The 21,189-nt window shown below is 58.7% G+C and carries 20 protein-coding genes; 13 read left to right on the top strand and 7 right to left on the bottom strand.

Annotated elements, in window-relative coordinates:
• Positions 1-197: 197 nt before the first annotated feature.
• The 4 genes from BLR72_RS02895 to BLR72_RS02880 form a co-directional block, all read right to left on the bottom strand.
• Positions 198-998 carry an inositol monophosphatase family protein gene (locus BLR72_RS02895; RefSeq protein ID WP_091944912.1) on the bottom strand — a complete coding sequence of 267 codons (801 nt, stop codon included), beginning with the start codon at positions 996-998 and terminating at the stop codon, positions 198-200.
• A gap of 22 nt (positions 999-1,020) precedes the next feature.
• The gene (locus BLR72_RS02890; protein WP_027231968.1) at positions 1,021-2,079 is read right to left on the bottom strand and encodes an ABC transporter ATP-binding protein; all 1,059 of its coding nucleotides are present in this window, start codon (positions 2,077-2,079) and stop codon (positions 1,021-1,023) included.
• Positions 2,076-4,304: an ABC transporter permease gene (locus BLR72_RS02885; RefSeq protein WP_091944909.1), complete on the bottom strand. Its 2,229-nt coding sequence runs from the start codon at positions 4,302-4,304 to the stop codon at positions 2,076-2,078. Before BLR72_RS02885 ends, BLR72_RS02890 begins: the two co-directional genes overlap by 4 nt.
• Before the next feature lie 87 nt (positions 4,305-4,391).
• Complete coding sequence (locus BLR72_RS02880; protein WP_091944906.1) at positions 4,392-5,420, bottom strand: ABC transporter substrate-binding protein; 1,029 nt, start codon at positions 5,418-5,420, stop codon at positions 4,392-4,394.
• 194 nt (positions 5,421-5,614) lie between these two features.
• On the opposite strand from BLR72_RS02880, the gene BLR72_RS02875 reads away from it, so the two are divergent.
• The gene (locus BLR72_RS02875; RefSeq protein ID WP_091944903.1) at positions 5,615-6,628 is read left to right on the top strand and encodes a LacI family DNA-binding transcriptional regulator; all 1,014 of its coding nucleotides are present in this window, start codon (positions 5,615-5,617) and stop codon (positions 6,626-6,628) included.
• Between the two features lie 13 nt (positions 6,629-6,641).
• Here BLR72_RS02875 and BLR72_RS02870 read toward each other — a convergent pair whose 3' ends face one another.
• Positions 6,642-8,036, bottom strand: coding sequence for a sensor domain-containing diguanylate cyclase (locus BLR72_RS02870; RefSeq protein ID WP_091944900.1), 1,395 nt, complete (start codon positions 8,034-8,036; stop codon positions 6,642-6,644).
• 171 nt (positions 8,037-8,207) lie between these two features.
• Here BLR72_RS02870 and BLR72_RS02865 point away from each other — a divergent pair, with 171 nt between their 5' ends.
• A complete protein-coding gene (locus BLR72_RS02865) occupies positions 8,208-8,690 on the top strand; it encodes a cupin domain-containing protein (RefSeq protein ID WP_091944897.1) in 483 nt (160 codons plus the stop codon).
• A gap of 9 nt (positions 8,691-8,699) precedes the next feature.
• On the opposite strand, the gene BLR72_RS02860 is transcribed toward BLR72_RS02865, so the two are convergent.
• The gene (locus BLR72_RS02860; RefSeq protein WP_091944894.1) at positions 8,700-9,197 is read right to left on the bottom strand and encodes a peptide deformylase; all 498 of its coding nucleotides are present in this window, start codon (positions 9,195-9,197) and stop codon (positions 8,700-8,702) included.
• Positions 9,198-9,355: 158 nt separating this feature from the next.
• Here BLR72_RS02860 and BLR72_RS02855 point away from each other — a divergent pair, with 158 nt between their 5' ends.
• The 4 genes from BLR72_RS02855 to BLR72_RS02845 all read left to right on the top strand — a co-directional run bounded on the left by BLR72_RS02855 (position 9,356) and on the right by BLR72_RS02845 (position 14,097).
• Positions 9,356-11,545 carry a sensor histidine kinase gene (locus tag BLR72_RS02855; protein WP_091944891.1) on the top strand — a complete coding sequence of 730 codons (2,190 nt, stop codon included), beginning with the start codon at positions 9,356-9,358 and terminating at the stop codon, positions 11,543-11,545.
• A 165-nt stretch (positions 11,546-11,710) separates the two neighbouring features.
• Positions 11,711-11,914 carry a hypothetical protein gene (locus BLR72_RS22175; protein ID WP_139202487.1) on the top strand — a complete coding sequence of 68 codons (204 nt, stop codon included), beginning with the start codon at positions 11,711-11,713 and terminating at the stop codon, positions 11,912-11,914.
• Positions 11,915-12,200: 286 nt separating this feature from the next.
• On the top strand, positions 12,201-13,598 hold the full coding sequence (locus BLR72_RS02850; RefSeq protein ID WP_091944888.1) for a PAS domain S-box protein: 1,398 nt from the start codon (positions 12,201-12,203) through the stop codon (positions 13,596-13,598).
• Between the two features lie 103 nt (positions 13,599-13,701).
• Positions 13,702-14,097 (top strand): hypothetical protein, encoded by a 396-nt coding sequence (locus BLR72_RS02845; RefSeq protein ID WP_091944885.1) that lies wholly within the window; start codon positions 13,702-13,704, stop codon positions 14,095-14,097.
• Positions 14,098-14,113: 16 nt separating this feature from the next.
• Here the strand turns inward: BLR72_RS02845 and BLR72_RS02840 are convergent, their stop codons facing one another.
• Positions 14,114-14,614 (bottom strand): arsenate-mycothiol transferase ArsC, encoded by a 501-nt coding sequence (locus tag BLR72_RS02840; protein ID WP_091944883.1) that lies wholly within the window; start codon positions 14,612-14,614, stop codon positions 14,114-14,116.
• A 269-nt stretch (positions 14,615-14,883) separates the two neighbouring features.
• Here BLR72_RS02840 and BLR72_RS02835 point away from each other — a divergent pair, with 269 nt between their 5' ends.
• The 7 genes from BLR72_RS02835 to BLR72_RS02810 all read left to right on the top strand — a co-directional run bounded on the left by BLR72_RS02835 (position 14,884) and on the right by BLR72_RS02810 (position 21,189).
• A complete protein-coding gene (locus tag BLR72_RS02835) occupies positions 14,884-16,524 on the top strand; it encodes a phosphoethanolamine transferase (RefSeq protein WP_280140108.1) in 1,641 nt (546 codons plus the stop codon).
• A 90-nt stretch (positions 16,525-16,614) separates the two neighbouring features.
• The gene (locus tag BLR72_RS02830; RefSeq protein WP_091946522.1) at positions 16,615-17,277 is read left to right on the top strand and encodes a response regulator; all 663 of its coding nucleotides are present in this window, start codon (positions 16,615-16,617) and stop codon (positions 17,275-17,277) included.
• On the top strand, positions 17,274-18,623 hold the full coding sequence (locus BLR72_RS02825) for a sensor histidine kinase (protein WP_091944878.1): 1,350 nt from the start codon (positions 17,274-17,276) through the stop codon (positions 18,621-18,623). The genes BLR72_RS02830 and BLR72_RS02825 overlap by 4 nt, the downstream gene beginning before the upstream one ends.
• A 124-nt stretch (positions 18,624-18,747) precedes the next feature.
• Positions 18,748-19,332 (top strand): L,D-transpeptidase, encoded by a 585-nt coding sequence (locus BLR72_RS02820; RefSeq protein ID WP_091924000.1) that lies wholly within the window; start codon positions 18,748-18,750, stop codon positions 19,330-19,332.
• Between the two features lie 217 nt (positions 19,333-19,549).
• A complete protein-coding gene (locus tag BLR72_RS22645) occupies positions 19,550-19,672 on the top strand; it encodes an ABC transporter (protein ID WP_113282376.1) in 123 nt (40 codons plus the stop codon).
• 159 nt (positions 19,673-19,831) lie between these two features.
• A complete protein-coding gene (locus BLR72_RS02815) occupies positions 19,832-20,482 on the top strand; it encodes a hypothetical protein (RefSeq protein ID WP_091944875.1) in 651 nt (216 codons plus the stop codon).
• Positions 20,483-20,601: 119 nt separating this feature from the next.
• Positions 20,602-21,189 carry a protein-S-isoprenylcysteine O-methyltransferase gene (locus BLR72_RS02810; protein ID WP_091944872.1) on the top strand — a complete coding sequence of 196 codons (588 nt, stop codon included), beginning with the start codon at positions 20,602-20,604 and terminating at the stop codon, positions 21,187-21,189.

Here is a 21,189-nt window from a genome sequence, read left to right as displayed (position 1 = left end):
GATAAGTCAATGATCGTGCTTGTTGTGGCAACTTGGAGAACCAGAATTTCTTGTCCTGTTCAGCGAAGCACCATCAACGACCCGGCGGTAATGTCGACCGGGTACAGCATAGGATCCATTAGTGTCAAAATCGTTGCAATCGATCTCGGCGGAATTCGCGTGTGGGCTGCAGTGCCTCGCGGGATTTTGAGCGAGGGCTAAAGCCCGGCGATTGCCCGCAGGTCGTCCACGGCGCCCTCGGCGGCGGCAAGCACCGGCGATCCCTTGGTCAACGCCTCGCCTTGAACCGGGAAGGGGTGATGCCAGCCCCCCGCCTCCTTGACGAGGCAATAACCCGCCATGCAATCCCACGCGTGCATATAGGGCTCATAGTAGCCGACGAGGCGTCCGGCCGCGACATAGGCGAGCATCAGCGCACCCGAACCGTTGCGGATGAAATTTCCCCCGGCATCAAGCAGGCGCTCCACGATCCCCGCCAGCGCTGCTGGCGCAACGTGACTGTTGGCTCCGATGCCCGTCACCGCATTGCGGACGGTCCGGTCGGAGCCGAGTTTCAACGGCCGGCCGTTGAGGGTAGCGCCGAGCCCTTGAGCCGCAGCGTATAATTCGTCGTTGCACGGGACATGAATGACGCCTATCGCGATCTCTTCTCCTGCAAGGACGGCGATGGAGACGCACCAGGTCGGCATGCCGTTGACGAACGGGCTCGTGCCGTCGATCGGATCGACGACCCAGGTGAAACCGGAGACTCCCGCGCTCAGGCCATGTTCCTCGCCGAGGATCGCATCTTGCGGAAAAGCGGCTGCGATTTTTTGGCGGATGAGATCTTCAACCTCGCGATCGGCGATCGAAACAACGTCATGCGGATCGGCCTTGGTCTCGATCACGAGCCGTTCCCGCGCATTGAAGTAGGCAAGAGCCTTTGCTCCGGCCTCTGCGGCCATTATCTTGGCAAGGGCAAAGCGAGCCTCAAGCTCCGCTTGGGTATGCGATGTCATGTCTTTTCCTCGGTACGAGCGATCAGTTGTTGATAATGGCGATGCCGCGATGATGGAAGCCGATGCTAACATTGGTCGCCGGTGCAAGATTCCTGTCGATTGCCGGATCGACGACGAAAAGCGTTCCGGCTTCGGTTTCAACCTCATACTCGACGTGGTCGCCGAGATAGGCAGCATGGCGGATGCTGCCCGGAAATGCCGCCTCCTCCGCCGCTTCAAGGGTAATGGCATTGGGGCGTACGGCAATCCTGGCCGGCCCGGGACGCGCGCTGCGCGCCGGCACCCTGTGTTCCAACCTGGCGACACGGATGATCGCCTCTGTCCCGTCATTGCCCAGCACCTCGCAAGGCACCACATTGGCCTCGCCGATGAAATCGGCGATGAACGACGACGCCGGCGCCTCGTAGAGTTCGCGTGGCGATCCCTGCTGCGCGATGACGCCATCCTGCATCACGATGATACGATCGGAGACCGCGAGCGCTTCTTCCTGATCGTGCGTCACGTAGACGGCAGTGAATCCAAGCCTCTGCTGAAGCTCGCGAATCTCCGTCCGCACGCGGCGGCGAAGGCGCGCATCGAGGTTGGACAGCGGCTCGTCAAGCAACAGGACCTGTGGCTCGAGCACCAGGGCGCGGGCAACGGCGACGCGCTGCTGCTGTCCGCCCGAAAGCTCTGCCGGCAGGCGCTGGCCGTAGCCGGCGAGGCCGACCTGCGTCAGCCCCTCTTCCGCCCGTTGCCGCGCTTCGCTCTTCTTCATCCCGGATGACTCGAGCCCGTAGGCGACGTTCTCGAGCACCGACATATGCGGGAACAAGGCATAGGATTGGAAGACCATGGAGACGTCGCGCTCATTGGCGGGGAGCATCGTTACGTCCTTGCCGCCGATGAGAATGCGCCCCGAAGTCGGGTGCTCGAGACCGGCCAGCATGCGAAGCGTCGTCGTCTTGCCACAACCTGACGGTCCCAGCAGCGTCACAAGGGTTCCCGGCTCGATATCGAGCGACAGGTCGTGAATGGCAGTGAAGCTGCCAAACTGCTTCTTGACGTTGGTAAAGACGACTGACCCGGTACGATTGTTCATGGCGTGGCCTTTTCTTGCGGCACGGCGGCAGGAACGAAGGCGGTGGCGACACGATTCTCGCGCCGCAGCCGGCGTTCCCCGACGAGAAGTTGGAAACCGGTGATTATGACGATCATCACCACGATAAGCATAGACGAATAGGCGACGGCCACGCCGTACTCGCCGTTTTCCACGAGGCCGACGATATAGGACGTAGCCATATTGTACTGTGCACTTACCAGGAAGATGACCGCGCTGATCGAGGTAATGGCCCTCACGAACGAATAGACGAGAGCGGCTACGATTGCCGGGCGCAGCAGCGGCAGGATGACCTTGCGGATGGTGCGGAAGCTCGTCGCCCGCAGGGTCAGCGACGCCTCGTCGAGGCTCTTGTCGAGCTGGCTCATCGCGGCAACCCCGCCGCGTACGCCCACCGGCATGTTGCGGAAGACGAAACAGGCTATCAGGATCAGGGCGGTGCCCGTCATCTCAAGCGGCGGCAAATTGTAGGCCATAACATAGCTGATGCCGATGACGGTTCCGGGGATGGCAAAGCTCATCATTAGGGCAAATTCAAAGACGCTGCGTCCGAAAAAGCGCTGGCGAACGATAAGATAGGCCGTGAGCAAGCCGACAGCTGCCGTGAGCGGCGCGGAAATCAGCGCGATCTCCATCGTCGTCCAGAACGAATTCCAGGCAACGCCGGTCCAGGCGATGGCGCCATTCTCGAAAGCGAACGAAAAGGCGCGCTGGTAATGTTCGAAGGTCAAGGTGTTGTCGAGACCCCAGGTCCGGACAAAGCCGCCAACAAGGATCATGCCATAGACGACAAGGGTGAACAGCGCCCATGGGATGACGATGGCGTGGACCCCGATCGACAGGGAACGCGGCAGCGCGATGTGCGCACCGGAGTCGGCCTTGCCGGTAACAGTGGCGAAACTCTTGCCCGCGAGCCAGAGACGCTGTGCCAGGAATGCCGACAGCGTAAAGACCAGCAAGATGATCGCGAGGACAGCGGCGCGTGAAGGATCGTTTTGAGAGCCGACGACGGCGAAGAAGATTTCCGTCGAAAGCACGCCGTGGCTGCCGCCGAGAACGAGCGGGTTGCCGAAATCCGCCATGCTCTCGATGAAGCCAATGAGGAAGGCATTGGCGAGGCCCGGCTTCATAAGCGGCAGCGAAATCCGCCAGAAGGTGCGCCAGCGGTCGGCGCGCAATGTCTGCGACGCCTCTTCCATGGAAGGACTGACCCCTTCGACGACGCCGATGAGGACGAGGAAGGAGATCGGCGTAAACGAAAGGACCTGCGCGATCCAGATGCCAGTCAGGCCGTAGAGCCAGCGGCCGGGCTCAACACCGAAGATATGCGAGATTTGCTGGGTCACGACCCCGGCACGGCCGAACAGAAGGATGAGCGCGAGGCCGATAACGAACGGCGGTGTGATAATCGGCAGAATCGTCAACAGGCGCAGGCCCTTCTTGAAGGGAAAGCGGGTGCGCGTTGCGACAAGTGCGAAGCACAGTCCGAGAATGGTGGATCCCGACGCGGTGAGGACCGCCAGAAAAAAAGTGCGCCAGGCAATGCCGCACCGATTTCCGCCCACGAGGCAATCGAGGCTCCATATCGATGGATCCTGGATGTTTCGGACAAAGCCCGAAGGATCGAACGACCCGTCAAAGCTCTGGAAAGCGCCGACAAACATGCTGCCGACCGGATAGAACACAAAAATCGCGACAAGGAACACGAGCAGCGTAATCGACGCGACCACGAAGGCATCGCCGCGAAGAACGCCGCGTTCGGCAAGGCCAAAGGCGAAAAAGAGAACAAGGGCCAAAGCCGTCAACCCGGCGCCGGCGCCCATGGATGGCTGACCGTCCGCCAGCGGCCCGAACAGCGTCTCGTTGATGGTCCACGACCAGCCCGTATATCCAATCGCTAGGCCTTGCCAGACGAGGAAAAGGATGCCGGCACCGCCCGCTGCAATCAACAGGTTCGAACGAAGCGCCGAGACCCTCAAAAACCTCGCGGCAATAGCCACGGCGAAGATCAAGGCAATCAGCGCCAGGTTCCACCGACCGAATTCGAAGGCCTGCAGGATGCCGGGTGCTTCGGCGGAGCCTGTCGGAAAATTCTTGAGCCAACTCAGCCCATAGAATCCCGCCTCGATCCTGTACCAGGGCACGAGGACAAGCCCTGCGAGCCCTATGCCGAGCGCAATGTTCAGTCTCCGGTCGCTACGCTCCATCACGCCACCCGCTCATCCCAGACTCATGCTTTCATGGACCATATGTCCGGATAAGGCCGGACATATGGTTGACAAGGCGAAGGTAGATCAGTTCGCGCTTGCGCCGATCTCCTTATCCCAGCGATCCAGCAGTTCCTTGCGCTTGGCCGGGTCACCATAGGTCTTGAAGTCGTAATCGATGAGCTTGATGTCCTCGAATTTCGGTGCTTCGGGTGGCACCGTCGCCGATTTGTTGGATGGCAACTGGAAGGACTTGGCATCCTTCATGTGCGACTGCACATCGGCCGTCAGCGCCCAGTCATACCACTTCTTGGCGGCGTCGAGATTTCGTGCGCCCTTGATGATCGACATCGAGCCGATTTCGTAGCCCGTACCCTCGCAGGGAGCCACGGCCTTCACCGGGAAGCCCTCGGCGATCTGCGCGACGGCATCGTGCATGAAGACAACGCCGAGCGCTGTCTCGCCGCGTGCCGCCGCTTTCACCGGAGCCGAACCCGACTTGGTATATTGGGAAACATTGGCGTTGAGTTTCTTCAGATATTCGTATGCCTGGTCCTCGCCCATTATCTGCACGAGCGACGCAAGCGCGGTGTATGCCGTGCCTGACGAGTTGGGATTGGCGATCTGAATTTCGCCCTTGTAAGCAGGGTCGATCAGGTCGGACCAGCACTTTGCTTCCTTGAGGCCCTTCTTCTTGACGATATCGGTGTTGTAGCCCCAGCCGAGCGCGCCAGCATAAACGCCGACTGTCCTGTATCCCGAGCTCTCCGCCTGTTTCTTAGCCCAATCCTGCAATTGATCGAGCATGGGCGACTTGTACTCCATCGTCAGCCCTTCGGATGCCGCCTGCAAATGCGGATCTCCGGTTCCAGCCCACCATATGTCGGTCTTGGGATTTCGGGCTTCGGCACGAATTTTGGCATAGGTCTCGCCCGATGACAGGCGCACCATATTGACCTGGATACCGGTTTCTTTTTCGAACATGCCCTTCATCAATTCGCAGATGACGACGTCGGCAGAGCAGATCAGGTTGAGATTATCTGCGGCGCGCACTTCGGTTGGCATGACTTGCAGGCCCACGGCGAATGCAGCAGCAATGGCGAATACAGAACGCATATCTTTCCTCCCTAGAAAGCGGCACCTCCATGCCGCACGCCATTTTGCAAGCGTGTGCAAAACTTTCACGAGCGCGTCCAATCTGTCAAGCCGGCTCATCAACTATAACTTTTAAATGTTTTGAATGAGGGAGATTGCGAAGGCGCGCAATCGCGTGCAAACTGCGCCGCAGAACTGAAATATGGGTCCTTTGCTTGAACAAGACGTTCGTCAGCGCCGACGATGTGGCAAAACGCGCGGGCGTGTCCCGCTCGGCTGTATCACGCACCTTTACCCCTGGGGCAAGCGTCTCAGAAGAAACGCGTCAGCGTGTCATGCAAGCAGCCGAGGCGCTCGGTTACCACGTCAACCAGTTGGCGCGCGGCCTCATGCGCAGCGAGAGCGGCATCGTCTGCCTCGTCGTCTCCGAAATGGATACGCCCTATCGTGCCCGCCTCGTACGCGCCCTCACCCACGAATTGCAGTTGGCCGGCAAGATCTCGATGCTCATCAACACCGACCGGTCGGACGGAAGCGTCGATACCGCCCTGCGCCAGACACTTCATTATCGTGCGGATGCATCGATCCTGCTGTCCGGGCTGCCCGACAAGGCGATCACCAAACTCTGCCTCGATAGCGGCCAACGCATCGTCCTGATAAACCGCGACGATGAGATCGAGGGGCCGTTTCGGATCAACCTCGATGATGGAGGGGCGGCGCGGGTCGCGGTCAGTGCCTTCCTGCGCGCTGGCTGCCGCCGATTGGCTTTTGCAAACTCGGCCGTAGGAACACCAAGCCTCATGGCGCGCGAACAGGGCTTCGTGGCAGCGGCGAGGGACTTTGGCCTTGATGTAACTGTCGTTCGGCACGGCAACACCGTTTACGAAAGCGGAAGGACGATCGGCAGGACGCTGTTTTCCGGCCTTGAGCCTCCCGATGCGGTGTTCTGCGTCAACGACCTCATGGCGTTTGGCTTGATGGACGCGGCGCGCCACGAATTTGGACGGCGCATTCCTGACGATCTTTGCGTTGTCGGCTTTGACGATATCGAGCAGTCAGGATGGTCATCCTACGCCCTGACGACCTTCACCCAGCCCGTCGACGAGATCGTCAGAAACAGCATTGCCTGGCTGGTCAACGGCGACGGCGCCGCAAGCAGCCGCTCTGCTTCCCTCCATGCCCCGCTGATCTGGCGGAAAACCATCAGGGGCACGCGTAGAAACGGATAGAGCCAACGCCAGGCTAGCTGTCGGACGTCCCGGCGATGGTCAATCGCGCGCGGCCACGATGTTTGGATTGGTAGAGCGCACCGTCGGCAAGATTTAGCAACTCTTCCGGCCCCTGCGGCTTTAGTCCCATTGGGGGATCGAACATCGCCATGCCTATGCTGACGGAAATTGCGCCCTGAGGACTTGCGGCGTGTTCGAGTTTCATGGCCGCCACGGCGTCGAGCATGGCGCCGGCGATTTCGGCGGAAGGTTGAAGCGCCCGTCCGGGAATAAGCGTCGCAAACTCCTCGCCGCCGAAACGGGCGACCGAGCCGCCGTTCTGCTTGGCGACCTTGTTCAAGGCGCGCCCAACCTGAATGAGGCATTTGTCGCCGGCAAGGTGCCCGTAGAAATCATTGTAGGCTTTGAAATGGTCGATATCGACCATAAGAACTGCCAATTGTTCACCAGTCTCGCTGGCGCGCTGAAATGCACGCCTCAACACGTGGTTGAATTTGCGCCGATTCGGCAGATTGGTGAGGTGATCGCGCTCGGACTGGTTACGGAGCTTGCGGTTTGCTTCGAGGAGTTTCTGCTCCAGCGCCATGCGTTCGCGGACCATGGCCGAGAGTTCCTCCTCGACCCGCTTTTGCGCCGTAATATCGACGCTCGTTGCCAGCAGTCGCAGCGGCGAACCGTCGGGCCCATATTCGACGATCTTGCCCCGGCTCAATATCCAGATGTCGCCGCCATCCGGACGCGATACCCGATAGGTTGCTTCGAAGCGCGCCTTGCGGCCGCTGAGGACGTCTTCAAACGCCTCGATCGCCCGCTCCTTGTCGTCGGGATGAACGATATCCCACGCCACGCTTTCGCTCTCGCGGCCGGCAGGATCAAGGCCGAGCAGCGCCCGATACTGCGGCGAGCGCCACACCCGCATCGTCGCAATATTCAAATCCCATATCCATTGCCCCGCACTCTCAAGAGCGTAGGAGGTGCGCAACTCCACCTGTTGCAGCCGTTCCGCAATATCCTTCAGATGGGTGATGTTGGTGTAAGCGACCGAAATGCCGGCGAATTCGCCAAGATCATTGGTGACGGTCGCCGCAGCAACCATGAACGATTCGCCGGTGACTTCGATCTGAGCTTCGGAAATCGAACCGCCGGAGAGCGCAGTGCTGATAGCCTCGCGCAGCAGTGATGCGTGGTCCGGAACGACGTCTTCCACGGACCGGCCCACGGCATTTTCGCCGGCAATGCCGAAGATACGGGAAAACCGGTCGTTGACCGTGACCAGAAAACCCTGACGATTGACATAGCAGAGCCCGACGGGAACCTTGTCATAGACTGCTTCGATCTGCAGCAGACGGTCGCTTCCGCGCTCATCGCCTCGGTCAAATGGTGCGTTTCGCGATTTGCTGATTGGCATCACTCAGGTATCCGACCACTACGAGATTGCCTCGCAGCACCTCTACCTTGGCGAGCGGAAGGCCCGACCGTCAAGGCAATTACTGCAATTTGAGGTTAATTAATTGTACCGTGCAACGGCTGGTGCACCGCTGCCAAGATGACTAAACTCGCCCGCGAGCGGAGAAGAACCATGCCGACAGATCACACCCACGAACATGATCACCCCATCGATTGGCGCGAGCACGGCGTCAAGGTTATCCCCGGCGATTCTCTCGACCCGAACACCGCTCAGACGCCTGGCATGAACCGCGCTGCAGCGATCGATCGGGCCCGGGCCGGGGCAGAGAAAATCTGGGCGGGCACCGTCACCATTCACGCCAATGCCAAGACCGGTGCACATCATCACGGCGACCTTGAAAGCATTATCTACGTGGTCAAAGGTCGTGCGCGCATGCGCTGGGGCGAGCGGCTGGAATATGTCGCCGAAGCCGGTCCAGGCGATTTCATTTTCGTGCCGCCTTACGTGCCGCATCAGGAAATCAATGCGAACGCGGAGGAAACGCTGGAGTGCGTGGTGGTCCGCTCCGGTCAGGAGCCGATCGTGGTCAATCTCGACATCGATCCGGTGGAAAAACCGGAAGGGGTTGCATGGATCGATCCCATCCATCGCTGAGCGGCTGAATCAGCCAAGCCGCTGCAACTTCTCGAACCGCTTGACGAGCCGCTCGCGTTTCAATCGCGACAGGCGGAAAATCCAGAACATGCCGTCCAACTGATCGATCTCATGCTGCAGGCAAGTGGCAAGCAGACCACTCGCCTCTTCGCTCAACATGTTCCCGGCGAGATCCTGATAGCGCACGCGGATCGTGGCTGGTCGCTCGATCTCGTCGGAGATGCTCGGCATCGACACACTGCCCTCCTCCCGCCTCGCAAGATCGCCTGACGACCATTCGATTTCCGGATTTATGTAGAAGCGCGGCGCACTGGGCTCGATCTCGATCACGACGAGACGCAGCGGCACGCCGACATGCGGCGCCGTGATCCCAATGCCCGGGGCAGCACGCATTGTAGCGAGAAGGTCCTGCGCCAATTCTTGCGTTGCCTCGCCGAAATCTGCAATGCGGTCGGCGGGCCTTCGCAAGGCTGGATCAGGGAATGTCAGGATTGGCCGAATCGCCATGAACATGCTCCAATGTGCGAACGCGACAGCGCGTCCATCCTGTTGCCTCAATTCCCGCCGAGGAAGCAAGCTTTACAAGCGTCGTCGCTACCGATAATCGACAAGGAAACCATGCGGCCATCCCTGCACTGTCGCGGAGGGCCCAACGAGGCGATTGAATGCCCGCCAGCAAGACGATAACCAAGCCGCAGGTGCTGCCGCGAGGAGCCGTGATCATGACGCTCCTCGTCCTTGCGACGATGATCGTCTCGTTCCTCGTCATGATGGGCATAACCAATATTTCGCCCACCAAACAGACGACCCAGCTGATCATTGCGGCCAATGCGGTATCGATTCTCGTCCTGATCTATTTGTCCTACGCGACGCTTAAGAAGCTCTTTCTGTTCAAGAGCAAGGCAAAGCACAACGACCTTCACACCAATGTCGCGATGATCTTCGCCTTGATCGCCTCGATACCGTCGATCATCGTGGCCTGTTTCTCGCTCATCGTCCTCGACCAGCGAATGGATTCATGGATCAACAACCAGAACAACCAGATCATCGACATGTCCATCAAGGCGGCGCAATCCTATACCGAGGACAACGCCCAAAGCCTGCTGACGACGACGCTTTCCATGGTGATTGATCTCGACCAGCGCCGCATGCTCTACAGTCTCGACCGCGGCGCCTTTTCGGACTGGCTCACCTACGACGCCGGCCGCAACAATCTGCTCGGCGCGTCCCTGGTCAAATCGGATGGGGAGGTTGTGGTCGCGGCCAACCTCATCAACGATCATTCCCTGCCGGACGCCCCGATCGAGGCCCTGCGAAGTGCCGCGGGCGACAAGCCGGTTCTGATACCGCCGGGCGACACCAATCTTGTCGGCGCGGTGATCAAGACGCAGGCCCTGCCCGATCTTTACCTCTACACCATTCGCTCGGTCGATCGCTCTGCGCTCGAAAATATGCGGGTGATGACAGACAATAATGCCGAATACCAGGCGCTGGCGAGCAACCGGTCCACTACCCAGATCGCCTATGCCTTGCTGTACATCGAACTCACCCTGCTCTTGCTGCTCACCGCCGTGTGGAGCGGCATTGCTGTGGCCAATCGCGTCGTCCTGCCGATCCGCCAGCTGATCGGCGCTGCCGAAGACGTCGCGACCGGCAATTTCGACGTTTCCGTCCCCGTACGCGGTTCGGATGGCGATATCGGCTCTCTGTCGCACACATTCAACAAGATGGTCGAGCAGTTGAAAACGCAACACAGCGACCTGATTTCGGCCAAGGACGAGATTGACGAGCGGCGGCGCTTTACGGAAGCGGTCCTATCGGGCGTTACCGCAGGCGTCATCAGCGTCAACAGCGAGGGGATCATCGCGGGTCTTAACCGTCCGGCCGAACAGATGTTGGCGGTCGACGCATCGCAGGCCGTTGGCCAGAGCCTCGGCCTTATCCTGCCGGAAATCGGCGCCGTCTTCGACGTGGCGCGGGATAATGGACGTTCATCCAGCCGCAAGCAGATCAGCATTACCCGCAGCGGTGTCGCGCGTTCATTGAACGTACAGATCACGCGCGAAGACGCCGACATCAAGAACACCTCCTATGTGGTGACGGTCGATGACATTACCGATCTCGTCGCCGCGCACCGCTCGTCCGCCTGGGCGGATGTAGCCCGCCGGATCGCCCACGAGATCAAGAATCCGCTGACGCCCATCCAGCTTTCGGCGGAACGCATCCGCCGTCGCTACGGCAAAGTCATTGTCGAGGATCGCGCGGTATTCGACCAATGCACCGAGACGATCATTCGCCAGGTTGGCGATATTGGTCGGATGGTCGACGAATTCTCCGAGTTCGCTCGTATGCCCAAGCCGCAGCTGGCGGCAACAGATATTCGCACTGTATTGCGCGACGCCTCGTTTCTCGTCGAGATCAGCAACAATCAGATCAAGTTCGAACATGAGATAGCCGACGAACCGCTGGTCGGCAATTTCGACAGCCGCCTGCTCGGCCAGGCATTCGGCAACATCATCAAGAATGCATCCGAGTCCATCGAGGCGGCGTTGCAGTCCGGCGCTGTCGAGACCGGCTATATTCTCGTTCGCGCAAAGAGTGCAGGCGCTTCCATCACCGTCGAGGTGCTCGACAATGGCAAGGGCCTGCCCAGCGAAAACCGCCACCAGCTTTTGGAACCCTATGTGACGACGCGCGAAAAAGGGACCGGCCTCGGGCTCGCCATCGTCAAGAAGATCGTCGAGGACCATGGTGGGCATCTCGAAATGCTCGATGCGCCGGCTAATTTCCACGGCGGTCGGGGCGCTCTCGTTCGCATGGTTTTTCCGCGCCTGGCCGAGGCAGCTGCCGCCTGAAGACCGCCAATGTCGGAATCTTTTCATTCGCTATCAAAATGTGATTATCGCCATTGCAACACAAATTGAACGCCTAGATTGAAAGCGCTATAATCCAAAGCGTTGAGACCGGAATGACGGATTTAAGCCTTCTGCCACGCCGGTTTGGACAATGATCATGACAATTTGAAATACAAGCTGGAAGCCAAATCAGCGGCGGTTGTTCGTGATTTTTTTGAGAACGGGCCGGTTTACCGGTTTTGCTCAGGAGGATACAGGGCGATGATGTTGCGGCATACAAAGGAAAACGGCGATATCGCCAATTGGATGACCTGCTCGATCTGCCTGTTCGGCGCTTTGGCAGTTGCAGCGATCATCCTGGCGATTTGATCCGGATAACATCCGGTTGGCTATGGTTTGCGGCGCAAGTCGATTGCGCCTATCATTTTGTGCGGGTCAGGTTTCCTTGGAGACCTGGCCCGTATGGCTTTGTAGGCCCCGGCGCATATGAATCTCGGGCGATTTCGCTGCCCTCCAGACGAGGGATAAACCATTTTGATCGGTACGATTGATGGAACCAATGCAACCATAAATAGTTTAATGTGCGCGATTGACCGGAAGTCTGCTCTCCAGCATGCCCTTTCGCGACGAGACATAATGTTGAATTGGGGAAATCGTGGACATTCCACAAAGCAATTTTGCGGCTTCTCTAGAAGCACTGCACGGATTGGACAGCTACAGCCGGGACTCGATCATCATGGAGTTGCCGGTGGCCGTGTATACGACGGACAAGTCCGGCATCCTTACATTCTATAACAAGGCGGCGGCGGAACTTTGGGGCCGCATGCCGGAAATCGGCAAGGAACGCTGGTCTGGAGCGCTCCGCTTGTATTGGCCGGATGGAACGGCAATGCAGCACGATGAATGCCCCTTGGCGACTACCTTGCGCGAGGAGCGCGAGGTGCGCGACGTCGATGCCATCGCCGAGAGGCCCGATGGAAGCCGCATCGCTTTCATGCCGTTCCCTGTGCTGCTGCGCAACAAGCAAGGGGAGATTGTCGGCGCGCTCAATATGTTGCGCGATATCACTGAACAGAGACGCGACGAAGCGATGGCCGAACGCCTCGCCGCTATTGTTGAATCGTCCGACGATGCGATTATCAGCAAGGATCTGTCGGGCATGGTCACGACGTGGAACAAGGCGGCCGAGAGGATATTCGGCTACACCGCCGAAGACATGATCGGGCGATCTATCACGACAGTTATCCCCCCCGATCGGCTTTACGAAGAACCCGGCATCGTAGAGCGCGTACGCAACGGCCAGAGGATCGATCACTATGAGACAGTCCGGCAGCGCAAGGACGGCACGCGCATCCATGTCTCACTGACTGTATCACCTGTAAAGAACGCTTCCGGACGCGTGGTCGGTGCATCGAAAATCGCCCGCGATATTACCGACAAAAAGGAGAGCGAAGAGCGGATTTTGATGTTGATGCGGGAGGTAAATCACCGCGTCAAGAACCAGTACGCCGTCATTCTTTCGATGATTCGCGAAACCAGCAGCCGGACCACCGATATCGTCGAATTCGAACAGCAGATCCGCGAGCGGATCATGGCACTCGCCCGGTCTCACGATTTGCTGGTTCACGCGACGTGGCGCGGAGCGACACTTTCCGATCTTTTGCTTGAGCAGATCAAGCCTTTTGGCGACGAAAATCGGCTTACCATGACTGGACCGTCCATGGTCCTGCAACCCAACGCCGTCCAGTATCTCGGGATTGCATTCCACGAACTGGCGACCAATTCTGCGAAATACGGCGTCTTCTCATCGGAAACCGGTGAGATCAATGTGGACTGGTTCGTTGGCGACGAGGGCAAGACCTTCTACCTCGCCTGGACCGAAACAGGCGGGCCACCGGTCAAGCTCGGCCGCACGCGCGGCTTTGGCAAGACGGTACTCGAGCGGATAACGCCCTTGTCGCTGGGGGGCGAAGGCATGCTCGAACAGTCGGTCAATCGCATTGTCTGGACCGTGCGTGCGCCCATGGAGAATATCCGGGCAGCTTCCGTCTAACGACGCAAGTCCCACGCGTCTTCACCCCTTTTGATTAGGTCGGCACGCTGGAAAGAGGTTGTGGGCGCGTGTATCCTCCGCTGCACAAAAATGGGGGACTACAATGCCTAATATTTCTCAACTCTTCTTCAAGTCTGCCGTCATTTGGTTGCTGATTGGCATAGCCGTCGGCCTGCAGATGGGAATGTCGGGCAATCACACGGTGATAGCGGCCCACGCCCACATCAACCTGCTCGGATGGGTCACGAGCGCCATTTTCGGCGGCTACTACGCGCTCAATCCGGCCAAGGCAGCCAAGCGATTGGCCTTCGTCCACTATGGCGTTTACATGCTCGGCCTTATCGTGATGCTGCCGTCCCTTTACTTCATGGAGCGTGGCAACATGCAGCTTGAGCCGTTGGTCGGGATAGGTTCGATGGTTACTTTCCTTGGTGTCCTGATCTTCGCGGTCGTGATGTTCTCGCGCGAGAGCGTGGCGGTCCGCCAGGCCCGCGCTTGAGAAAAGTCGGATCGGCTCAGGCCGGCCCGACGGATTTGCCGATCTCATCGGCATGATGCTGGATGCTGAGCCGATCCAGTGACGCAAGCGGAAGATTGACGAATATCTTCAGGCGCCGGTCGAGTTCGCTCATCATGCGGCTGAACGCCTGCTTGCGCTCCCAGGGTTCGCCCTCGGACAGGAGCGGGTCCGGGCATTCCCAGTGCGCAGTCACGGGGACGCCCGGCCATTCGGGCATGGCTTCGCCATGGGCGCCATCATGCAGGGTGAAAACGAAATCGAGTTCACGGGCCCCGAATTCGCTATAATGCTTGGGACGCAGGCCTTCGACCGAAAAGCCGGTCTGCTCGAGCAATTCGCGCGCTTCAGGGTTTATTTCTCCATCAGGATCCGTTCCGGCGCTGTAGGCGACGAAATGCGGCTTGCCCAGCCGGTTGAGCAGTGTCTCGGCAACGACGCCCCTGACCGAATCGCGATGCGAAAGAAACAAGACATGAAATACTTTATCGTCGCCCATCGCTCACTCTCTCCAAATAAAATGCGCGTAGTGCGCATAATGCTGCAGTAATGTGACAGCCGTTCAACAACGGCCAGCGCTGCGATCGCACTCACCAGAGCCATGTTTGTAGCCCCAAACCGCCTGATCGGATCGGACAACGGCCCAACGCCGCGGTCTTTTAATTGCTGCGTTCAGGTTGGTGTCAGGAAACCAGTGAATGCCCCTCCTTTCGAAGAGCCTGGACAGAACCGGCTCGCGCATCAACCAGGAGTGCGGGGTAGTTCACCTTGTCAGTTACAACGCGTCAATTCGACAGACGTCTTGCACGTCCGAAAATCGGAAGCGTTCCGCTCACTATCATAACCGCAATGTTTATTCTCGCGTCCGCCAACTGGACGTTCTGGGAGAAATCAGCTGCCTATTTGCACGGTCAGCCCGCCGCCCTCGCATTTCTGGTCGTTGGCATCGCTTGTGGTTATGTAGCGCTCTTTCTCGCCTTCTCGGTCAAGTTCGTCATCAAGCCTGCCCTGATCTTCTTCGTGGTCGTCAGCGCGCTTGGCGCCTGGTTCATGGATCACTACGGCGTCATAATTGACGTCGAAATGCTGCAAAGCGCTGTGGATACCACCAATGCGGAGGCCGGCCATTTTCTGAACATTCCGTTTGTCGTTCATATGATCACATGTGCGTTGATCCCCTCGGCCATCATCGCCTGGCCGCGTATTGTACATCGACCCTATCTTCAGAAATTGAAGTGGAACCTTGCGGTCATCGTGCCCGCGCTCCTCGTTCTGGGCGTCGCGGCCCTGATCAATGCCAGCACCTACATGTCGCTGATACGTGAACACCGGGATTGGTTCGGAACGCTCAATCCGCTCGCCCCGATCGTGAACACCGTGAAGCTTGCGATCCGGGAGACCAAGGACAACAACATTATTGTCAAGCCGCTTGGCCAGGACGCGCACGTGGTTGGGCCGGCGGCGGGCACGCGCAAGCCGCGCGTCACCATAGTCATTGCCGGCGAAACCGCGCGTGCCGAGAGCTTTTCGCTTGGCGGCTATGGCCCAGATACCAATCCGGAACTCGCCAGGCAGGACATCACCTATTTCAGCGATACGTCGAGCTGTGGCACGATTACGTCGGTTTCGCTGCCCTGCATGTTCTCGCAATTTACCCGTAAGGAATATACGCATCAGAAGGGCCTTGAGAACGAGAACCTTGTCGACGTACTGACGCACGCTGGCATCAATGTCGAATGGTGGGACAATAATACGGGCGACAAGGGCGTGGCGGCCCGTATGAAATCCCAACAATTGTTCAAGTCGGATGATCCGAAATTCTGCAAGGGCGGCGAATGCCTCGACGCGATCTTCCTCGACCGCCTCGATGCATGGCTCGACAGCGTCAAGACCGACTCGGTGCTCGTCATGCACCAGTTGGGGAGCCACGGCCCCGCCTACTATCTCCGCTATCCGGATGAGTTCCGGCGCTTCACGCCGGACTGCAGGACCGCCGAATTTGCCAAATGCTCGCGCGAAGAAATCATCAATGCCTATGACAACTCCATCCTCTACACCGATCATTTGCTGTCGACAGTGATCGACCGGCTCAAGGCGCGGGAGACACAAATTTCGCCGTCCATGATCTACATGTCCGACCATGGCGAATCGACCGGCGAGTTCGGCCTCTATTTGCATGGCGCACCCTATATCGTCGCGCCGTCGCAGCAGACCCATGTTCCCTACGTATTGTGGCTCGGCAAGGACGAGAAGGCGCAGATCGACGGCGCGTGCCTGCACAGCGAGGCGGTGAAGAAGCAATCGCACGACAACCTCTTCCACACGCTGCTCGGGATGATGCATGTCGAGACGTCGGTCCATGACAACAACCTCGATACGCTCTTCCCCTGTCGCAGCGGAACGAGTTGACCGAGGGCAGCAGCCCAAAACTTGACTTGAAAAGGTCTCCCGCGCGGTCGATCCTGTGAACAGGAAAAATCGCAGAAGGGAATGAGGCATTTGCGGGTCCTTCTTGTTGAAGACGACGCGACTCTCGGGGCAGCAGTGCGCGACCACGTGATGCACGGCAATCACGCCGTCGACTGGATGCAGCATCTGGAAGACGCAAAGGTGTCGATGCGCGTGACGAACTACGATCTCGTGCTCCTGGACATCAGACTGCCGGACGGGAACGGGGTCGATTTCCTGACAGAGCTCAGGGCCAGCGGCGACGCGACGCCGGTGATCATCCTCACGGCGCACGACCAGATTTCCGAACGTATCCGGGGACTCAACGCCGGGGCAGACGACTATCTCGTCAAACCCTTCGATCTCGATGAATTGACGGCGCGCATGTATGCCGTGGCGCGGCGCCATTCCGGACGCCCCGACGAGGTCATACGGCTCGGCTCGCTGCACATTCACATCGCCGACCGCAGGGTGACCTCGGCCAACCAGGAGATTACGCTTTCAGGGCGGGAATGGGCAGTGCTCGAACGGCTGCTTGCCCGAATTGGCGCTATCGTTTCGAAAGCACAGATCGAAGAGACGCTCTATGCGTTCGGCTGGGAAATCGAAAGCAATACCGTGGAAGTCTATATCAGCCGTCTACGCAAGAAGCTCGGGCGGCAGTATGTGGCAACGGTGCGGGGCGTCGGCTACCGGATTGAAGGTCGCACATGAAACCCTATGGCATGACGCGCCGCCTGATCCTGTCCCTTACGGCTACGCTCATCGCGTTCTGGCTCATTGCGGTAACGGCCGGCGTCCTCGTCATGCAGGATGAATTCGGTGAAATATTCGACAGTTCCTTGAAGGAAACCGCGGAAAGACTGACGCCGCTCGTCGTCGACGATATCCTGCAGAGCGATACGACCGCGGTGCCGAGGCGTTTGCAGAATCTGACGGCATCTCCAGAATCGAGTTATCTCACCTACCAGGTCAGGGACGCGAAGGGGGGCGTCATTCTGCACTCGGAAGACATCCCGCCAACGCCATTTGCGGCCCCGCTCAAGCGAGGATTCTGGGAAAACGACGCAGCCCGCTTCTATACGGTACCGGCAGTCAACGATACGATCTTCGTTCAGGTAGCGGATGACAATGCGCATCGCGAAGAAGCGGCGCTCGAGGGCGGGCTTGCCCTGTTGCTCCCCCTCCTCGTGCTTATTCCGGTCGGCATATTCGTCGTCTGGTTCGTCGTTCGCCTGTCGTTGCGGCCAGTCAACGAGTTGCGCCAGGCCATTGCCAGCAAGGATGGCGGCAATCTTGCTCCGATTGCCCCGATCGCCCTTCCCCGCGAACTGCAACCGATCATCCATTCCGTTAACCGGCTGCTGGCGCGATTGCGTTCGACACTCGCGGCCGAACGGGAATTTACCGCCAATAGCGCGCATGAACTGCGAACCCCCCTCGCCGGCGCCCTCGCGCAGACGCAGCTCTTGAAGAAACATGTGCGCGGCGAAGAAGCCAAATCACGCACGGTGCACATCGAACAGTCGCTCCAGAAATTGAGCGGACTTGTCGAAAAGCTCATGCAGCTGGCCCGGGCCGAGGCGGGGCTTGGCTCCGCGGACGAGGTGGTTGATCTCGCAAAGGTCCTTGACGTGGTGGTCGGTGATTTCCAGCGCGCAAGCACCGCGCCAGATCGCATCAACTATGTGCGCGACGCGGGCGCTAAGCTCAAGCGCCGGATAAACGAGGATATCTTTGCCATTGCGCTGCGTAACCTGATTGAAAACGCGCTTCATCATGGAAACCAGAACGAGCCTGTGCTTGTGCATTTGGAAAGGGGCGGCAAGATTCGCATTGCCAATGGCAGCCCCACATTGGGCAGGGAAGAGATTGTACGAATCCAGAAGCGCTTCAGTCGGGGCGAAACCTCCCGCGGTTCAGGGCTTGGCCTCGCTATTGTTATTGCTCTCGCAGCACAGATGAACGCGACCTTGAACCTGTTGTCGCCGGCAACGGGTCGCAGCGACGGGTTCGAAGCGGTTCTGACGTTCAACGGCGACAGGGCGGAAGTTGGCTAGACCTGTTGATTCTCGGCATCAGGAGCCGGCTATTCTTATCAGCCACAACCAAGGTGACTTTGCCGCCCGTTTCTGGAATGCTAGGTTGCAGAAGTGGCGTCGACTCCTTTCGAAGCAGGTGGACATGAACGATGTGAAGATTGCTCGCCGGGGACTGTTAATGTCCGGCCTCGCACTGATGGCTGCGGGTTGCACACCCATTTCCTTTGCCTACCCAGTCGGCGGAGGCGGCTCCTACTATCTCGAGCCCCGTCTCCGGCGCCAGCGCGTTGCTTATACGGGAGGCGAAGCGCCAGGTTCGCTGGTCATCAATACGGATGAGCGCTACCTCTATGCTGTCGAGGGCGACGGATCTGCAATGCGCTACGGCATTGCCGTCGGCCAGGAAGGGCTCACCCTCAAGGGACGGGCAGAGGTGGGCCGCAAGCAGGAGTGGCCCTCATGGACGCCGACGGCCAGCATGATCCAGCGCAAGCCGCGCCTCGCCCAATATGCTGGCGGTGTTCCTGGGGGCCCCGAAAACCCGCTCGGCTCGCGCGCCCTCTATCTCTACCAGAACGGCAAGGACACGCTCTTCCGCGTGCATGGGACCAACGAGCCGTGGTTGATCGGACAGGCCGTTTCGAACGGCTGCATAAGATTGACCAATGAGGACGTTGAGTATCTCTACGATGCCACGCCCGTTGGTACGCCGGTACTCATCATCTAGCGGCTTCCACCAGGGTTTTGACATGGACAGCATAAGTTTGGGACTGCATGCTTTGCTGTCCCAAACGCTGCGGAATGTCGACAATCGGCAAATTAACCCTGATGTGGCAAATCGGACACTATGCCAGTGATTCCGGCACCTTACCCTAGCGTTCATTACTATTTATGGTAGCATGACATTGTTGGCCTACTCGCCTTTGAGGAGAAAGGATTGTCACATGAAGAGAATTCTGATCACTGCAGTTGCCGTGATGACGGTCGCCAGTTTGAGTGCCTGCGGGTCAATCGGTAAGGGCAAAGCCCCGCCGCCTGAGCCAGCTCCGGCTGTAATTACCAAGTAATTGATTCGCTCGTCCGCATGGGGGAAGTTTCACGCGATTCTTTCCCCATCGGCACGTGATTCGGGCTGAACGCGTCTCACGGTTCCAGGCGGTCATACATAGAATTATAGCAGGCATGTTTTGCCTTCATGCCTACGCTCTTCGGAGTTCAGGAAAGATATGACGCTGTACAGTGGTCGTCTGTCGGTTGCGGTTCTGTTTGCTATCGCAGTAGCAGGATGTGCGCCGGATGCTGCAATTAAGCCGAATGTCGTGTCCTATAATAATACGGGTTCCGTGGGTGCTCCGCCTTCCACGTCCGCCCAGGGCACTACAACACGAACGTTACCGCAGGCCCAAGGGCCTTATTACATCGAGTTCCGTTCTCGTTACGCACTTAGCTACGGTCATACCTACGTAATCTTCGGGCGGCTCGACAAGTCGGGACGCGTGCTTGATCGCGAGGTTGCGGGCCTTCATCCGGCCTCCAACAGTGCTGTTCCCTACGTGCTTGGTCACTATATTCCCGTGCCGGCGGAAACAGGGGCAAGCGATGGCGACCTTGACGACAGATACAGGTCCGCTAGCTGGCGTGTCACGCTGAGCGAGGCCGAATACACCAAGGTGGTTGCGTTTATACACGATCTCCAAAAGCGCTCCCATTACTGGCAAGCGACAGTGTATAACTGCAACGCATTCGTTGGTGAAATCGCCCGGTCCATGGGTTACAAGACGCCCGGCATCTGGCTACGCCCCCAACAGTTCGTGACGCGGCTGCGCGAGATGAACGGCGGACCAAATGCCGTCGGATATACAGGACCGGCAGGTTAGATTTTGAGAGGAGCGCATTGTTCGAGGGTCTGGCGGCCAGCAAAAGTCGTGGCTGTTGCCATTCTTGCGGCTTATGTTGGCCGGGATCGCAGAGAAGGCGCCAGTGACCTAGCGTGAACATGTCCATTGCCTCAATCGGCGAAATCATATGGGTGCTCGGCATCGTTGCCTGGTACGTGATTCGCTATCCGTTCGAGCGCCGGGCGCGGCGGGTTCAAGTCACGCGCAATGCGCGCACCCTCACCGACAGGATGGGGCTTGGCATCGCATTCTTTGGCCTTGCCATAGTCCCCGGCTTCTACGTGGCGACAGGCATTCCCAAATCCGCCGATTATAACCCCTACGCCTTCGCGATCGTCCTTGGAGCGGTCACAATGCTGCTTGCATTGTGGGTGTTCCGTAGGTCGCACAAGGAGCTCGGCCGCAACTGGTCGATCACGCTGGAGATACGCGAAAAGCACAAGCTCGTCTCATCGGGGCCCTATGCTTTCGTCCGCCACCCCATGTATACGTCATTCCTTCTCATAGCGCTTGGTCAAGCGTTCCTGCTGGCAAACTGGGTTGCGGGCCTTGCCGGCCTCGTTGGCTTTTCGATCCTGTTTTTTCTGAGGGTAACCAAGGAAGAGCGTATGATGCTGGAGAATTTCGGCCCAGAATACCGCGACTACATGGAAAGGACGAAGCGACTTATCCCTTATCTCTATTAG

The organism is Phyllobacterium sp. YR620 (genome assembly GCF_900104165.1).
Classification (GTDB): Bacteria; Pseudomonadota; Alphaproteobacteria; order Rhizobiales; family Rhizobiaceae; genus Phyllobacterium; species Phyllobacterium pellucidum.
The sequence above is the reverse complement of the archived record's forward strand: the minus strand, read 5'-3'. Positions and strand labels throughout refer to the sequence as shown.

What these genes read in the sequence shown, in the direction of transcription:
- BLR72_RS02865 (WP_091944897.1), top strand. Translation starts at nt 8,208, where the DNA reads ATGCCGACAGATCACACCCACGAACATGATCACCCCATCGATTGGCGC.
- BLR72_RS02810 (WP_091944872.1), top strand. Translation starts at nt 20,602, where the DNA reads ATGTCCATTGCCTCAATCGGCGAAATCATATGGGTGCTCGGCATCGTT.
- BLR72_RS02820 (WP_091924000.1), top strand. Translation starts at nt 18,748, where the DNA reads ATGAACGATGTGAAGATTGCTCGCCGGGGACTGTTAATGTCCGGCCTC.
- BLR72_RS02815 (WP_091944875.1), top strand. Translation starts at nt 19,832, where the DNA reads ATGACGCTGTACAGTGGTCGTCTGTCGGTTGCGGTTCTGTTTGCTATC.
- BLR72_RS02860 (WP_091944894.1), bottom strand. Translation starts at nt 9,197, where the DNA reads ATGGCGATTCGGCCAATCCTGACATTCCCTGATCCAGCCTTGCGAAGG.
- BLR72_RS02895 (WP_091944912.1), bottom strand. Translation starts at nt 998, where the DNA reads ATGACATCGCATACCCAAGCGGAGCTTGAGGCTCGCTTTGCCCTTGCC.
- BLR72_RS02845 (WP_091944885.1), top strand. Translation starts at nt 13,702, where the DNA reads ATGCCTAATATTTCTCAACTCTTCTTCAAGTCTGCCGTCATTTGGTTG.
- BLR72_RS02885 (WP_091944909.1), bottom strand. Translation starts at nt 4,304, where the DNA reads ATGGAGCGTAGCGACCGGAGACTGAACATTGCGCTCGGCATAGGGCTC.
- BLR72_RS02855 (WP_091944891.1), top strand. Translation starts at nt 9,356, where the DNA reads ATGCCCGCCAGCAAGACGATAACCAAGCCGCAGGTGCTGCCGCGAGGA.
- BLR72_RS22645 (WP_113282376.1), top strand. Translation starts at nt 19,550, where the DNA reads ATGAAGAGAATTCTGATCACTGCAGTTGCCGTGATGACGGTCGCCAGT.
- BLR72_RS02890 (WP_027231968.1), bottom strand. Translation starts at nt 2,079, where the DNA reads ATGAACAATCGTACCGGGTCAGTCGTCTTTACCAACGTCAAGAAGCAG.
- BLR72_RS02870 (WP_091944900.1), bottom strand. Translation starts at nt 8,036, where the DNA reads ATGCCAATCAGCAAATCGCGAAACGCACCATTTGACCGAGGCGATGAG.
- BLR72_RS02825 (WP_091944878.1), top strand. Translation starts at nt 17,274, where the DNA reads ATGAAACCCTATGGCATGACGCGCCGCCTGATCCTGTCCCTTACGGCT.
- BLR72_RS02840 (WP_091944883.1), bottom strand. Translation starts at nt 14,614, where the DNA reads ATGGGCGACGATAAAGTATTTCATGTCTTGTTTCTTTCGCATCGCGAT.
- BLR72_RS02880 (WP_091944906.1), bottom strand. Translation starts at nt 5,420, where the DNA reads ATGCGTTCTGTATTCGCCATTGCTGCTGCATTCGCCGTGGGCCTGCAA.